Annotated in this window: 12 protein-coding genes and 3 tRNA genes; 9 read left to right on the top strand and 6 right to left on the bottom strand. The window is 71.7% G+C overall.

Annotated features, from left to right (window positions below):
* Nucleotides 1–374 precede the first annotated feature (374 nt).
* From purL to purS, 3 genes are read right to left on the bottom strand one after another with little or no spacing between them, the layout of a single operon-like run.
* A complete protein-coding gene (gene purL, locus GXP76_RS27595; RefSeq protein WP_242574329.1) occupies nt 375–2633 on the bottom strand; it encodes a phosphoribosylformylglycinamidine synthase subunit PurL in 2259 nt (752 codons plus the stop codon).
* The gene (gene purQ, locus GXP76_RS27590; protein ID WP_242574328.1) at nt 2633–3313 is read right to left on the bottom strand and encodes a phosphoribosylformylglycinamidine synthase subunit PurQ; all 681 of its coding nucleotides are present in this window, start codon (nt 3311–3313) and stop codon (nt 2633–2635) included. Before purQ ends, purL begins: the two co-directional genes overlap by 1 nt.
* Nucleotides 3310–3555, bottom strand: coding sequence for a phosphoribosylformylglycinamidine synthase subunit PurS (gene purS / locus GXP76_RS27585; RefSeq protein ID WP_078076409.1), 246 nt, complete (start codon nt 3553–3555; stop codon nt 3310–3312). The genes purQ and purS overlap by 4 nt, the downstream gene beginning before the upstream one ends.
* Before the next feature lie 415 nt (nt 3556–3970).
* On the opposite strand from purS, the gene GXP76_RS27580 reads away from it, so the two are divergent.
* From GXP76_RS27580 to GXP76_RS27540, 9 genes are all read left to right on the top strand, one after another.
* Nucleotides 3971–4297: an Lsr2 family protein gene (locus GXP76_RS27580; protein ID WP_242574327.1), complete on the top strand. Its 327-nt coding sequence runs from the start codon at nt 3971–3973 to the stop codon at nt 4295–4297.
* Nucleotides 4298–4426: 129 nt separating this feature from the next.
* Nucleotides 4427–4498: transfer RNA gene (locus tag GXP76_RS27575), tRNA-Gly, on the top strand.
* 40 nt (nt 4499–4538) lie between these two features.
* Nucleotides 4539–4614, top strand: a tRNA-Gly gene (locus tag GXP76_RS27570).
* Nucleotides 4615–4704: 90 nt separating this feature from the next.
* Complete coding sequence (locus GXP76_RS27565; protein WP_242574326.1) at nt 4705–5271, top strand: GNAT family N-acetyltransferase; 567 nt, start codon at nt 4705–4707, stop codon at nt 5269–5271.
* Between the two features lie 117 nt (nt 5272–5388).
* The gene (locus tag GXP76_RS27560) at nt 5389–6390 is read left to right on the top strand and encodes an ABC transporter ATP-binding protein (RefSeq protein WP_242574325.1); all 1002 of its coding nucleotides are present in this window, start codon (nt 5389–5391) and stop codon (nt 6388–6390) included.
* On the top strand, nt 6387–7199 hold the full coding sequence (locus GXP76_RS27555; RefSeq protein ID WP_242574324.1) for an ABC transporter permease: 813 nt from the start codon (nt 6387–6389) through the stop codon (nt 7197–7199). The genes GXP76_RS27560 and GXP76_RS27555 overlap by 4 nt, the downstream gene beginning before the upstream one ends.
* 104 nt (nt 7200–7303) lie before the next feature.
* On the top strand, nt 7304–8710 hold the full coding sequence (locus tag GXP76_RS27550; protein WP_242574323.1) for a sensor histidine kinase: 1407 nt from the start codon (nt 7304–7306) through the stop codon (nt 8708–8710).
* Complete coding sequence (locus tag GXP76_RS27545) at nt 8707–9363, top strand: response regulator transcription factor (protein ID WP_242574322.1); 657 nt, start codon at nt 8707–8709, stop codon at nt 9361–9363. Before GXP76_RS27550 ends, GXP76_RS27545 begins: the two co-directional genes overlap by 4 nt.
* 22 nt (nt 9364–9385) lie before the next feature.
* Nucleotides 9386–9458: transfer RNA gene (locus GXP76_RS27540), tRNA-Gly, on the top strand.
* Nucleotides 9459–9517: 59 nt separating this feature from the next.
* On the opposite strand, the gene GXP76_RS27535 is transcribed toward GXP76_RS27540, so the two are convergent.
* The 3 genes from GXP76_RS27535 to GXP76_RS27525 all read right to left on the bottom strand — a co-directional run bounded on the left by GXP76_RS27535 (nt 9518) and on the right by GXP76_RS27525 (nt 14090).
* The gene (locus GXP76_RS27535; protein ID WP_242574321.1) at nt 9518–10417 is read right to left on the bottom strand and encodes a phosphoribosylaminoimidazolesuccinocarboxamide synthase; all 900 of its coding nucleotides are present in this window, start codon (nt 10415–10417) and stop codon (nt 9518–9520) included.
* A gap of 114 nt (nt 10418–10531) precedes the next feature.
* Nucleotides 10532–11989, bottom strand: coding sequence for a N,N-dimethylformamidase beta subunit family domain-containing protein (locus tag GXP76_RS27530; protein ID WP_242574320.1), 1458 nt, complete (start codon nt 11987–11989; stop codon nt 10532–10534).
* 334 nt (nt 11990–12323) lie between these two features.
* The gene (locus tag GXP76_RS27525; RefSeq protein ID WP_242574319.1) at nt 12324–14090 is read right to left on the bottom strand and encodes a hypothetical protein; all 1767 of its coding nucleotides are present in this window, start codon (nt 14088–14090) and stop codon (nt 12324–12326) included.
* Nucleotides 14091–14254: the final 164 nt, after the last annotated feature.

Below are 14254 nucleotides of genomic sequence, written 5' to 3'. Positions count from 1 at the left end.
CCGGAGCAGTACAGCGTGCCCCGGCGCCGAGGCACCGGCGGACACCAGTCGATCGGCAGAGGTGCACACGCGAGGGTGCGTCGCACGTCCCCGACCGCGCCGAACCGCTCGGCCCCCTGCCGCGCGCTCTCGCGCGGCAGGGGGCCGACCGGCCACGGGGCACGGCACGGACACGTCGGCATCGTGCCTCCCGGGCACGTCGTCTCACCGCCGGGGCGACCCCGCGCGGCGCCCGGCGCCGGCGCCACGCCGTAGGACCGCCCGCGCGCTGCCTCTCCCGGTGTTCCGGTGGGCGCCGGGCACGACACCCATCGCCGGGCGGGCCGCCTACGTGTGGCGGCCCGTCCGGCGATTGGGGGCGGACGCGGGGGCGGTCAGGACAGCAGGGCCTCGATCGTGCCCTCGTGCGCCGAGCGCAGTTCGCTCAGCGGGATGCTGAACTCGCCCTGGATCTCGACCTCTTCACCGTCCACCACACCGATCCGCGTCGCGGGCAGCCCCCGCGCCGCGCACATGTCGGTGAAGCGGAGCTCCTCGCTGCGCGGCACCGCGACGACCGCGCGGCCCGCCGACTCGCTCAGCAGGAACGTGAACGCGTCCAGACCGTCCGGCACGACCAGCCGCGCGCCCTTGCCGCCCCGCAGGCACGACTCGGTGACGGCCTGGATCAGACCGCCGTCGCTCAGGTCGTGGGCCGCGTCGATCATGCCGTCGCGCGATCCCGAGATCAGGATCTCGCCGAGCAGCTTCTCGCGGTCCAGGTCCACCTTCGGCGGCAGCCCGCCCAGGTGGTCGTGGACGACCTGCGACCAGGCCGACCCGCCGAACTCCTCGCGGGTGTCGCCCAGCAGGTAGAGGAGCTGGCCCTCTTCCTTGAAGGCGATCGGGGTGCGGCGCGTGACGTCGTCGATCACACCGAGCACGGCGACGACCGGCGTCGGGTGGATCGCCGTCTCACCGGTCTGGTTGTAGAGCGAGACGTTGCCGCCCGTGACCGGGGTGCCCAGCTGGAGACAGCCGTCCGCGAGACCGCGCGTGGCCTCGGCGAACTGCCACATGACGGCCGGGTCCTCGGGCGAGCCGAAGTTCAGGCAGTCGGAGATGGCGAGCGGCCGGGCGCCGGAGGCGGCGACGTTGCGGTACGCCTCCGCCAGCGCGAGCTGCGCGCCCGCGTACGGGTCGAGCTTGGCGAACCGGCCGTTGCCGTCCGTCGCCATCGCCACGCCGAGGTTGGTCGACTCGTCGATGCGGACCATGCCCGCGTCCTCGGGCTGCGCCAGCACCGTGTTGCCCTGCACGAAGCGGTCGTACTGGTCGGTGATCCACGCCTTCGACGCCTGGTTCGGCGACCCCACGAGCCGGAGCACCTGCTCGCGGAGCTCGGCCGGGTCCGCCGGCCGGGCGAGCCTGCCCGCGTCGTCGGCCTGGAGCGCGTCCTGCCACTCGGGGCGGGCGTACGGCCGGTGGTAGACCGGGCCGTCGTGCGCCACGGAGCGCGGCGGCACGTCCACGATCTGCTCGCCGTGCCAGTAGATCTCCAGGCGGGTGCCCTCGGTGACCTCACCGATGACGGTCGCGATGACGTCCCACTTCTCGCAGATCTCCATGAACCGGTCGACCTTGTCGGGCTCGACGACCGCGCACATGCGTTCCTGCGACTCGCTCATGAGGATTTCCTCGGGAGAGAGGGACGAGTCACGCAGCGGGACGGTGTCCAGCTCGACCCGCATGCCGCCGGAGCCCGCCGACGCCAGCTCGCTCGTCGCGCAGGAGAGCCCGGCGCCGCCGAGGTCCTGGATACCGGCGACCAGCTTCTCGGCGAAGATCTCCAGGGTGCACTCGATGAGGAGCTTCTCCTGGAACGGGTCACCGACCTGCACGGCCGGACGCTTGGCCGGTCCGGTCGACTCGAAGGTCTCGGACGCGAGCACCGAGACGCCGCCGATGCCGTCGCCGCCGGTCCTGGCTCCGTACAGGATCACCTTGTTGCCGGGGCCCGACGCCTGCGCGAGGTGGATGTCCTCGTGCTTCATCACGCCGATGCAGCCCGCGTTGACCAGCGGATTGCCCTGGTAGCAGGGGTCGAAGACGACCTCGCCGCCGATGTTCGGCAGGCCCAGGCAGTTGCCGTAGCCGCCGACACCGGCGACGACGCCGGGCAGCACGCGCCGGGTGTCCGGGTGGTCGGCCGCGCCGAAGCGCAGCGGGTCCACGACGGCGACCGGGCGGGCGCCCATGGCGAGGATGTCGCGGACGATGCCGCCGACGCCGGTGGCCGCGCCCTGGTAGGGCTCGATGTACGAGGGGTGGTTGTGCGACTCGACCTTGAAGGTGACCGCGTACCCCTGGCCGACGTCCACGACGCCCGCGTTCTCACCGATGCCGACGAGCATCGCGTCGCTGGCGGGGGCCTTGTCGCCGAACTGCTTGAGGTGCACCTTGCTGCTCTTGTACGAGCAGTGCTCGGACCACATCACCGAGTACATGGCCAGCTCGGCGCCGGTCGGCCGCCGCTCCAGGATCTCGCGGATCCGGGCGTACTCGTCCTCCTTGAGGCCGAGTTCCTTCCAGGGCTGGTCGACGTCGGGCGTCCCCGTCGCGTTCTTGACGGTGTCCAGGTTCTTGATCGTCATCAGGCGCTTACCAGCTTCTTCAGGATCGAGGTGAAGAACCCGAGCCCGTCGGTACGGCCCGTACCGATCAGCGGTTCGACGGCGTGCTCGGGATGCGGCATCAGACCCACGACGTTGCCCGCCGCGTTCGTGATGCCGGCGATGTCGCGGAGCGAGCCGTTCGGATTGCCGTCCAGGTAACGGAAGGCGACCCGGCCCTCGGCCTCCAGCTCGTCCAGTACCGACTCGGCGGCGACGTACCGGCCGTCGATGTTCTTCAGCGGTACGGAGATGGACTGGCCCGCCGTGTAGTCGGACGTCCACGCGCTCGAAGCGTTCTCCACGCGCAGCTTCTGGTCGCGGCAGATGAAGTGCAGATGGTTGTTGCGCAGCATCGCGCCCGGCAGCAGATGCGTTTCGGTGAGGATCTGGAAGCCGTTGCAGATCCCGAGGACGGGCATACCGGCCTTCGCCTGCTCGATGACGGTCTCCATCACCGGCGAGAATCGCGAAATGGCACCGGCGCGCAGATAGTCGCCGTAGCTGAATCCGCCCGCCAGGACGACCGCGTCGACCTGCTTGATGTCCTTGTCGCGGTGCCAGAGTGAGACGGGCTCGGCGCCGGCGATCCGCACCGCGCGAAGACTGTCCCGGTCGTCGAGTGTGCCGGGGAAAGTGACGACTCCGATACGAGTGGTCACGACTCCACCTTTACGACGAAGTCCTCGATGACGGTGTTGGCGAGGAAGGTCTCGGCCATCTCGTGGATGCGGGCGAGGGCGGCCTCGTCGACCGGACCCTCCACCTCCAGCTCGAAACGCTTTCCCTGTCGGACGTCCGCGATCCCGTCGAAACCCAGCCGGGGCAGTGCGCGCTGCACTGCTTGTCCTTGCGGGTCGAGGATCTCCGGCTTGAGCATGACGTCGACTACGACGCGTGCCACTGGCACTCCCGGTGGTGTGGTGCGGCTGTGTGCAGCTGTCTGCTGTGTGCCTGCTGTCTGCGGCTGTGGTTCTGACCGGGGAATCCCCCGACCCCCCGAGTGCCTTCAGCGTACCCGTACACAAAATCTACGCGGGTAGATATCCACACAGTGCCGGACTCTCCACCGATCTCCGTCGATATCGCACCGTGAGACCACAGGGAAAAATCCCGGAAAAAAATCGCTCCCGCCATTGCCGTCGGACACGCTGATGCAATTGGCTGGGCTTCACAATGCGATGCGGTTCGCTGTACAAAGGAATAGAGCAGAAAGCCGCATTGCCCCTAAACAGCCGGAAGCCCGGTATCGCCGCACGTCAGCCATGATCCCAAGCATGGCGCCGGCCCGGCGGTGCCGCAGGAAAGGACCGATATCCGTGGCGCAACGCGTAGTGGTCACGCTCTCCGACGACATGGACGGCGGGGAAGCGGCGGAAACGGTCACGTTCGGCCTCGACGGGAAGTCGTACGAGATCGACCTCAATCCCGCCAATGCAAAGAAACTACGCAAGGCCCTGGCCCCCTACCTCTCCGCTGGCCGGCGGCAGACCCACGCCGGAAAGAACCGTAAGTCGTACCGGCACACGGCCCTCGCGCCCGACCCGGCGGCCGTACGCGCCTGGGCGCTCTCGCACCGGATGGAGGTGCCGGCCCGCGGCCGGATCCCCAAGCGGGTCTACGAGGCGTTCCGCGAGGCGAGTTGAGGAAGCGTCCGGTTCCGGAACGCGCGGCCGGGCTCGCCGGGGAACGGAGTTGCACAGCACCCCCGGCGATCGGCTAGAGTCTGGAGCACGCCGAAGGGCAAGGCCGAAAAGCCGAACCCTACGCAGCGTGCGGGTGTAGTTCAGTAGTAGAACGCCCCCTTTCCAAGGGGGAGGCGCAGTGTGCGATTCCTGTCACCCGCTCTGCATCACATCGAAGTCTGTCGTCGGTGGACGATGCACTGCGGACGTAGCTCAGTTGGTAGAGCGCAACCTTGCCAAGGTTGAGGTCGCCAGTTCGAACCTGGTCGTCCGCTCCATATCGAAGGCCCCGGTCCCTTGTGACCGGGGCCTTCGTCGTCCCATCCGGTGAGGTCAGTGATGGGGGATCCGCTGAGGGGGCGCGCGCCGTGAGCGACATGTGGACCGGGAAGAAGGTGCGCCTGCGCGCCGTGGAGCCCGAGGACTGGGAAGGCTTCCGAGCCCTGGCCCGGGACACCGTCGACGTCCGCGACGCCGGACTGGTCACGCCGCCCCGCTCCGACGAGAGTTTCCGGTCCTGGACCGCCGAGCGCGCCGGCCGTGCTCCCGGTGGTGAGGCGTTCCGGCTGGTGATCCAGACGCTGGCCGACGGCGCGTTCGCGGGCTCCGTGACGGTCGGTGAGACGGACAACCGTGCCGGACGGTTCAGGACCGGGATCGAGATCGCCCGCGAACACCGCGGCCGGGGCTGCGCGACCGAGGCCACCGAGCTGCTCCTCACGTACATGTTCGCCGAGCTGCGTCACCACAAGTGCGAGGTCGAGGTCCACGCGTTCAACGAGGCCTCCCTCGCCCTCTACCGCAAGCTCGGCTTCACGGAGGAGGGGCGGCTGCGGCAGCACGAATTCTTCGCGGGCGCCCACCACGACGTCGTACTGCTCGGCATCACCGCCGACGAGCACTGGGCCACGCACCAGAGGCCGTCGGTGCGCTGAGACCCGACGCGTTCACGCCGCGGCCCAGGCGTGTGACCGGCAGCGATGACATTTGTCATGAGCAGTGGTGACAGCGCGCACTGATCCCGGGCCCGGTCCGCCGGAAGTCTTGTAGCCATGACAAGCACTCGGGGAGACAGCGCGGTAAGGGCCACGGATGTGGACTGGAACGTCATCGAGGTGGACCGACTCCGGCGCACCTACGCCGGAGGGTTCCAGGCGGTGAACGAGATCTCGTTCACCGTCGGCGAGGGGGAGGTCTTCGCCCTGCTCGGCACGAACGGGGCGGGCAAGACCTCCACCGTGGAGATGCTGGAGGGCCTCGCCCGTCCCAGCGGGGGCACGGTGCGGGTGCTCGGGCGGGACCCGTACACGGACAGGGCCGCGGTACGGCCGCGGACCGGGGTGATGCTCCAGGAGGGCGGCTTCCCGACCGATCTCACGGTCAAGGAGACCGTCAGGATGTGGTCGGGCTGCACGAGCGGGGCGCGGCCCGTCGACGAGGCACTGGATCTCGTCGGGATGAGGAAGCGCGCCGGTGTGCGGGTCAAGCAGCTGTCCGGCGGCGAGAGGCGGCGCCTCGACCTGGCGCTCGCGCTGCTCGGCCGGCCCGAGGTGCTCTTCCTCGACGAGCCGACGACCGGCCTCGACGCCGAGGGCCGCCGCGACACCTGGGAGCTGGTCGCGGCGCTGCGCGACGGCGGCACGACCGTCCTGCTGACCACGCACTACCTGGAGGAGGCCGAGTCCCTCGCGGACCGGCTGGCGATCATGCACGGAGGCCGGATCGAGGTGGCGGGAACACCGGCGGAGGTGACCGCGACCAGGCCGGCCCGGATCCGGTTCAAGCTGCCCGAGGGCGTGGCGCCGGGGCAGCTGCCGCTCACCCTGCGGGCGGCGGCGGACGGTCCGCAGATCGAGATCCGCACCCAGGACCTCCAGCGGGACCTCGCCGAACTGCTGCGCTGGGCCGAGGAGTTCGGCGTACATCTGGCGGGGCTCGACGCCCGGTCCGCCTCGCTGGAAGAGGCGTTCCTCGACATCGCGGCACAGCGCACGGGCGCCGGGATCCCCGGTGCGGGTTCGGACGACAACAAGGGAACGGGGGTCGCCGCATGAGCGCGACAGTCGCACAGAAGCGGGAGACGGCCGCGGAAGGCGGGACGACGACCAGGGCGGGACGGCTGGGCGCGCTCGCGCGGGCCGAGCTGACGCTGCTGATCCGCAACAGGACGACGCTCTTCGTGGCCCTGTTCGTGCCGATCGGACTGATCGCGTCGGTCCAGGTCTCGCTGAAGAACGTCGATCTGGACGCCACCGGGATGAGCGTCCTGGAGATCGCCCTGACCGGCGGCATCGGCATGGTGCTGCTGATGGTGGTCTACACGAACCTGACCTCCGCGTACACGGCCCGGCGCGAGGAACTGGTGCTCAAGCGGCTCCGTACGGGCGAGGTGTCCGATCCGGAGATCCTCACCGGGACCGCGCTGCCGGCCGCCACGCTGGCGTTCGCGCAGTGCGTGCTGCTGGTCGTGGTCGGGGTGGCTTTCCTGGACGTGAGCGCCCCGCAGCGGCCCGAGCTGCTGGTACTGGGTGTGCTGGTGGGTATCGGGCTGATGGCGGCGCTGGCCGCCGCGACGGCGTCGTACACCCGCACCGTGGAGAGCGCGCAGATCACCACCATGCCCGTCTTCCTGCTCTCGGCGATCGGATCGGGCCTGTTCATGCCGCTGGAGGCGCTGCCCGACACGGTCGCCTCGGTTTGCGAGCTGCTGCCGATGACCGGGATCGTGACCCTGGTGCGGGCGGGCTGGCTGGGCGACGCCGCGACCGGGGACCTGGTCACGGCGGGACTGAATGCTCTGGCCTGGTCGGTGCTGGCGGTGTTTGCTGTGAAGCGGTGGTTCCGCTGGGAGCCGCGGCGCTGAGCGGGACGCACCGGGCGGCGGCGCTTCGGCGCCGCCGATGGCGCGCCCGGGCGCGTCCGTACGAAGGAGAGCACGCCGACACGGGCGGGAGCGGGAAGGACGGTATGGCGAAGGTGATGGGCAGGGCGCGACCGTGGGCCGGGAAGAGCAAACCCGCCAAGGTGGAGATCTACACCCGCTGGTCCTTCCATCTCTTCGTCGTCGGCGAGCTGGTGGTCATGGTGATGGGCACCGTCGGACGCGCCGACTCGCCGGTCGGCGGCTGGTTCCTGGTGCTCGGCTGTGCCCACGCGCTCGCGGTCGGCACCTACATCTCGTACGCCCTCGACTGGGCGCTCGGCAGGCGGCCCCGGCCGATCCGCCTCATGGCCGTGACGGCCGTTCTCTCCGGTGTCGGCACGGTGGCGACCATGGCGCTCATCGCCGCGAACCCGGCGCCGCGCACGGGCGACGTCCAGAGCCTGGCCTATCTGCTCGTCGCCTTCGCGGGATTCGGCGTGGGATCGCTGGTCGTGGGCATCCGGCGGGTGAAGAACATGCTGCTGTTGGTGCTGGTCTCCGTCGTGGTCGTGGCGCTGTCCGGGCTGGTGTTCGGCGAGCCCTTCGGGGGCATCCTCGGCTCCGTGCTCGGGGTGCTGATCGCGGGTCTGGCCCTGACGTTCACGACCGGTTTCTCGGTCTGGCTGGTCAAGGCCGTGTGGGACCTGGACAGCGCCCGTGAGCTCCAGGCGCGGCTCGCCGTGGCGGAGGAGCGGCTGCGATTCGGGCGGGACCTGCACGACGTGATGGGGCGCAATCTGGCGGTGATCGCGCTCAAGAGCGAACTCGCCGTGGAACTGGCGCAGCGCGGGGGTACGGAGCAGGCCGCCGCGCAGATGTCCGAGGTGCAGCGGATCGCGCGGGAGTCGCAGCGCGAGGTGCGGGCGGTCGTGCGCGGGTACCGGGAAGTGGATCTGCACACCGAACTGGAAGGCGCGCGGGGCGTGTTGCGGGCCGCGGGGATCGGTTTCCGGCTGGAGGGCGCCGCGGGCACGGTCGGCGATGCGGGCGGGGACAGCGGTGCGGACGGTGGTTCGGGCGGCGGTGCGGAGGGCGGTCCGGGCCTGCCGGCCGACGTGCAGTCCGCCCTCGGGTGGGTGGTCCGCGAGGCCGCCACGAACGTGCTGCGGCACGGGGACGCGCGGCAGTGCACGGTGCGGCTGACGGTACGGGAGGGGTGCGACGCGGTGCTGGTCGTGGAGAACGACGGGCTGCCCGACGGGGCGGCCCTGGCCCGGGCGGGCGCGGACGGCCCGCCCCGGCCGGCGGGAGCCGGGCTCGCCGGGTTGCGCGAACGGCTGGCCACGCTGGGCGGCACGCTCGACGCGGGCCCGGTGGACGGCACCCACTTCCGCCTCACGGCCCGGGTGCCGCTGGCGGCGACCGGGACCGCGGAGACCGGTGGGACCACCGGGAGCGCGGAGTCGGCCGGGACAGCCGGGACAGCCAGGACGAGCGAGGTGACCGCGTGAGTCAGCCGCCGCCGTCCCTCCCTTCGTCCGTCCCCGCGCCGGTCGCCCCCGTACGCATCCTGCTCGCCGACGACGAGCATCTGATCCGGGGCGCGTTCGCCGCGCTGCTCGGGCTGGAGGAGGATCTGACGGTCGTCGCCGAGGCCGCCTCCGGACCCGAGGCGCTGGCGATGGCGCTGGCGCACCGCCCGGACGTCGCTGTCCTGGACCTCCAGATGCCGGGCGCCGACGGTGTGAAGGTCGCCACATCCCTCCGTGCCGAACTGCCCGGCTGCCGGACGATGATCGTCACCAGCCACGGCCGCCCCGGCCATCTCAAGCGGGCACTGGCGGCGGGGGTGCGCGGCTTCGTACCGAAGACCGTCAGCGCCCGGCAGCTCGCCGAGATCATCCGTACCGTCCACGCCGGAAACCGGCACGTGGACCCGGAGTTGGCGGCCGACGCGATCTCGGCCGGGGACTCGCCGCTGACCGCGCGCGAGGCGGAGGTGCTGGAGCTGGCCGCCGACGGGGCGCCGATCGCCGACATCGCGGCATGGGCCTCGCTGTCGCAGGGCACCGTACGGAACTACCTGTCGTCGGCCGCGTCCAAACTGGGGGCTTCGAGCCGGCATACGGCGGTGCGTCTCGCCCGCGAGCGAGGTTGGGTATAGTGGGCTTCGCGCCACGGCGCACGCGGACGTAGCTCAGTTGGTAGAGCGCAACCTTGCCAAGGTTGAGGTCGCCAGTTCGAACCTGGTCGTCCGCTCAGCACAGGAACCCCCGGCCGGATCACCGGCCGGGGGTTCCTCTCTGTCCGGGCGTGAGCTACCAGCGCGTACCGGTGAGGAGTTCGTACGCCTCCAGGTACTTGGCGCGCGTCGCGTCCACGATCTCCTGGGGCAGCTCCGGCGGCGGCTGCTCGCTCGCGCGGTCCCAGCCGGAGGCGGACGACGTCAGCCAGTCCCGTACGTACTGCTTGTCGTACGACGGCTGGGCGTGGCCCGGCTCCCAGGTCGCCGCCGGCCAGAAGCGCGAGGAGTCCGGGGTCAGCACCTCGTCGGCGAGCACCAGGCGGTCGTCGGTGTCGAAGCCGAACTCGAACTTCGTGTCCGCCAGGATGATGCCCCGGTCGCGGGCGATGTCGCGGGCACGGCCGTAGACGTCGAGCGTCGTACGGCGCAGCAGCGCGGCGGTCTCCGCGCCGACCTGGCGGGCGACCTCCTCGTACGACACGTTCTCGTCGTGGTCGCCGACGGCCGCCTTCGTGGCGGGGGTGAAGATCGGCGCGGGCAGTTCGGAACCGTCGACCAGGCCCTCGGGGAGGGCGAGTCCGCAGACGGTGCGGGTCTGCTCGTACTCGGCGAGGCCGGAGCCGGTGAGGTAGCCGCGGGCCACGCACTCGACCGGGGCCATCCGCAGGGGCTCGCAGATGAGGGTGCGGCCGGCCCAGTGGGCGGGGGCGCCGTCCGGGAGGTCGGTGGAGATGACATGGCTCGGCGCGAGATCGGTGAACTTGTCGAACCACCAGAGCGAGAGCTGGGTCAGGACCCGGCCCTTGTCGGGGATCTCGGTGGGCAGGACCCAGTCGTACGCGGAGATGCGGTCGCTGGCGACCATCACGAGATCGCCCGTCTCGTTCCGGTACAGGTCGCGGACCTTGCCGGTGTGCAGATGCACCAGGCCCGGGACCTGAAGCGGCTCGGGCTTTTCTACGAATCCGGACACGGTTCCTCGTTCCTCCCCGCGGGTGCTCTTCCGGTTCCGATTCTCCCGTACGCGCGGAGCGGGGCATGCCCGGGGGCGGGTCGGGGCGGCCTCTCCCACGGGCCCCAGGCGCGTTCAGTCCCGCTTGCAGATGCGGTCGAGGAGGTTCGCGGTCGCCCGCTGGACGCGCGGGTCGACATGGCCGGGCCGGTCCAGCGCGGGTGACCACGCGAAGGTGCCCGAGGCGAAGACGAGGGCGCCGGAGGGCGCCCGGTAGAGCGAAGTCTCCTGGTGGCGAAGGGTGTTGTCGCCGTCCCGGTAGGGCGAGTGGGCAAGCAGCATCCGTTCGTCGTGCTCGGGCAGCGCCGTACGCGGGAAGTAACGGTCGGCCTCGCCGGCGACGAGGCCCGGGATCTCGTCGCCCTCGGAGGCGCCGGTGGCTTCCCAGAACCAGTGCTCCGCGTTCCGTACGACCATCGGGTGCGGCTCGGGGACCCGGCCGACGTACTGGATGCCGAGCAATTGCTGCTCCGGCTTGTCCACCTCCCGCCAGAGGGCCGGGCGGCCGGGGCCGTGGCGCTTGCGGCAGGTGAGGAGGCGGTCGGGGATGCCGGAGGCGGACGGGCCCAACTCGACCTGCCAGTACATGGTGTTGGCGGAGAGGAAGACCAGCGACGTGCCGTGTTCGCGCGCCCGCTCGACGGTGCGGCGCATGGGGAGCGACCAGTACTCGTCGTGGCCGGGGAAGACCAGTCCCCGGTAGCGGGTCGGGTCGATTCTGTCGGCGTGCAGATCGCGGGCGTCGGCGTAGGCGATGTCGTAGCCGTATCGCTCGGCCCAGCGGATGAAGTCGTACGCGTGGCCCACGTGGATGGGCAGGCCGGCGCCCGCGTACGGGCGGTCGAAGGAGACGGTGATCGCCGCGTCCTCCTCGCCGAGGAGCCGGCCCCGGTCGTCCCAGGCGTGGTAGAGGCTGGCGCCGAGCCGGCCGTCCTCCGGGTAGAGGTTGTACGCCTGCCAGGTGATGTCGGGCAGCAGGAGGAGCAGGTCGGCGGGGTGGCTGTCGCGGACCGTGAAGGGGATGTGGGAGCGGTAGCCGTCGGAGGTCGTGAGGACGGCGACGTACGCGCCGAGCGACCAGTACGACGGGATCTGGAGGCGCCAGGAGAGCCACCAGTGGTGGCAGGAGACCGTGCGCTCGGCGGCGAGCGGGGCGGGCTGGACGATGCCGGAGAGGCGGGGGCTGGTGGTGATCTTGCGGGCGCCCTCGCCGCCGTAGTGCCCGATCCGGTAGACGTCCACGGCGAACGGCTGGGGCGGATCGACGGTGACGTGGAAGTCGATCGACTCGCCGGGCGCGGCGGCGCCGGTGGAGGCGAAGCCCTTGATCTGGCGGTGGACGTCGTCGGCGGTACGGGTGCCGCCGCGGTCCCGTCCGAGGGTCGGGTCCGCGTACCAGGGGACGACCTGGCCCGTGTCGTCGAAGTAGGTCTCGCTGCCGCGCAGCCAGGGCACCGGTCCCTGGCCGAAGGGGTCTGAGACGGCGTGGGCGAGCGCGCCCGACTCCCACCGTCGGATGTGATCGGCGCACATTGGCGCGCCCCTCCCTGGAATCCCCGTCCGGGTCTTGGTGGTTGGTCGACTGCCGGTGGGCGGACCGCCGTTGGGGCCGGACCGTGTCAGCGTCGACCCCCAGCACATCACATAACGCACGCGCGCCGTCACCGTTCGTCGCGAATGGAAGGGGACGGAACACCCCGATACGGATGGCGGGTTGGGTGGGGTGCGGCGCTCACCGGGCGGTTCGCGGGGCGGTCGCCGGGCCCCTGCCAGGTGGTTCGCCGGGCGGTTCGCGGACTGTTCGCGACGGTTCACGGGCTTCGGCATGTCCGTGCCGGGCGTTCCGTCCGGGTGGTGGTGAGCGAATTCACACGAGACGGACCGGTTTCTCCGGCCGTACGCCCGTCGACGCCAGCCATGTCCGCAGCGGCTCCACGTCGCCGTCCTCCACCAGGCTCAGCACCCCGCCCGCCAGGTCCGTGCGGCGTACGCCGCCCATCAGCAGGACCGGGCCGTCGAGCCAGTCGAGGCCCGGGGCCGCGCCCGCCGTGTCCACGGCAGCGCAGCAGACCATCGCCGTGACGTGGTCGGCGAGCAGCTCACGGCCCGTACGCGGCGGCATGAGCGGGAGCAGCGGGAGCGGGTCCGTACCCCGCAACGCCAGGGCGTCGCCGGCGGTGTCCGCCGCCGGGGCGGGCGCGTGGACGGCGGGAACGGCCGCGGCCTCCTCGCGCGCCACCTCGGCGCTGATCCCGGCGGCCAGGGCGTCGCCCGCCTCCTCGCCGCGTCCGGCGAGATGGTCCATGACCCGGGCCAGCGTGGGGCCGAGCACGCGGGCGGCGGAGGGGTCGGCCGCGGACCCGCCCGGCCGCGCGGACGGACGGACGCCCATGTCGTCCAGGACGCGGTGCAGCCTGGCCGCTTCCGTACGCCACTTGCGGTCGACGACCTCTTCCGGATACTGCTGCCAGTCGACCGGGGACCAGTCGGGGCCGGAGGCGGCCGGGCCGCCGTGGAAGAGGCGCGCGGCCAGCAGGGACGCGGCCTCGTCGACCGCGCCGGGCTCTTCGAGGAGATCGCAGGCGGGCCGCTCGCCGAGCCGGGAGGTGAAGCCGTCGGCCAGCCGGTCGCGCCGCGAGAGCTCGGTCAGCGCCGATACGACCCCGACGTCGAGCCGGGACGGCCAGCGGCCCATCCGCCAGGCGGGCAGGGCGACACGGGTCAGCAACCGGTCCCAGCCGGCGTAGGCGAGGCCGACCTGCTCCTGGGCGACGATCCGCAGGCCGTAGTCCACACCCTGTGCGCGCTCGGACGCGGCGGAGGCGACACCGCGCTCCATCAGCGCGGCGTGCTCGCCGCAGGCGCGCAGCATCAGACGGGCGATCCGGCCGACGACGACGAGCGCCGCCCTGCGTATCAGCCCGAGGTCCGGGCGGCCCGAGAGCGCCACCGCGGCGTCGAGACCACGCACGAAGCGGCGGGCGGCGGCTATGTCGGGGTGCGACGCCGGTCCCGTGCCGGCCACGACGGGGGCCAGCACGGCGCGCAGCTCGGCGACCCGCATCCACCACAGGAAGGGGGAGCCGATCACGAGGACGGGTGCGGCGGGGACGTGATGGCGGCCGCCGCGGACGGCCACCCCGTTCGCCGAGCCCGGCGTGTGCCGGGTGCCGGTACCGGTACCGGACAGGTCGGTCGGGGTGTCGACGGGGGCGTGCGCGGGGTGCGTACGGTCCTCCAGCCAGCTGTCGCAGTCGGGGGTCAGAGCTATGGCTGAGGGCGCGGGCACGTCCAGCCGCTCGGCCAGGTCCCGCACCAGTCGGTACAGGTCGGGGGCGGACCGCTCGGCGATCTCCACGGTGGGGCTGAGGGCGGGTCTGGCCCTGGTGATCACGAAGGCGACGGCCGCCGCGCACAGCAGCGCGGCCACGGCGACACCCGTCACCACCCAGCGCGCGGCGTCCCAACTCCCGCCGGTCAGACGGCCGGTGGCACCGCCCGCGAGCAGGACGACCGCCGCGGCGGCGGGCAGCAGAGCGACGGCCATGGCCCTGCCGCGCACGCGCAGCACGGCGGCAGCCCTGGATCTGGCGCCCTGGACGCCGATCTCCTCACCGACTCCGGAACCGGACACGTCCGGATCTCACCCCCTCTGCCAGCACTGCGGCGGATTTGCTCACTCCCCCACTGTGGCACCCGCCACTGACATCGCAATGCCGGTGGGCCAAGTGCCCGAACGCTTGCGCCGCACCATAGTTGGGGCCCCGGCGGGGGTCATTCGGATGGACTAACCGTCAC

The organism is Streptomyces sp. NP-1717 (assembly GCF_022695985.1).
GTDB lineage: Bacteria > Actinomycetota > Actinomycetes > Streptomycetales > Streptomycetaceae > Streptomyces.
This window is presented reverse-complemented; position numbering and strand designations above follow the sequence as displayed.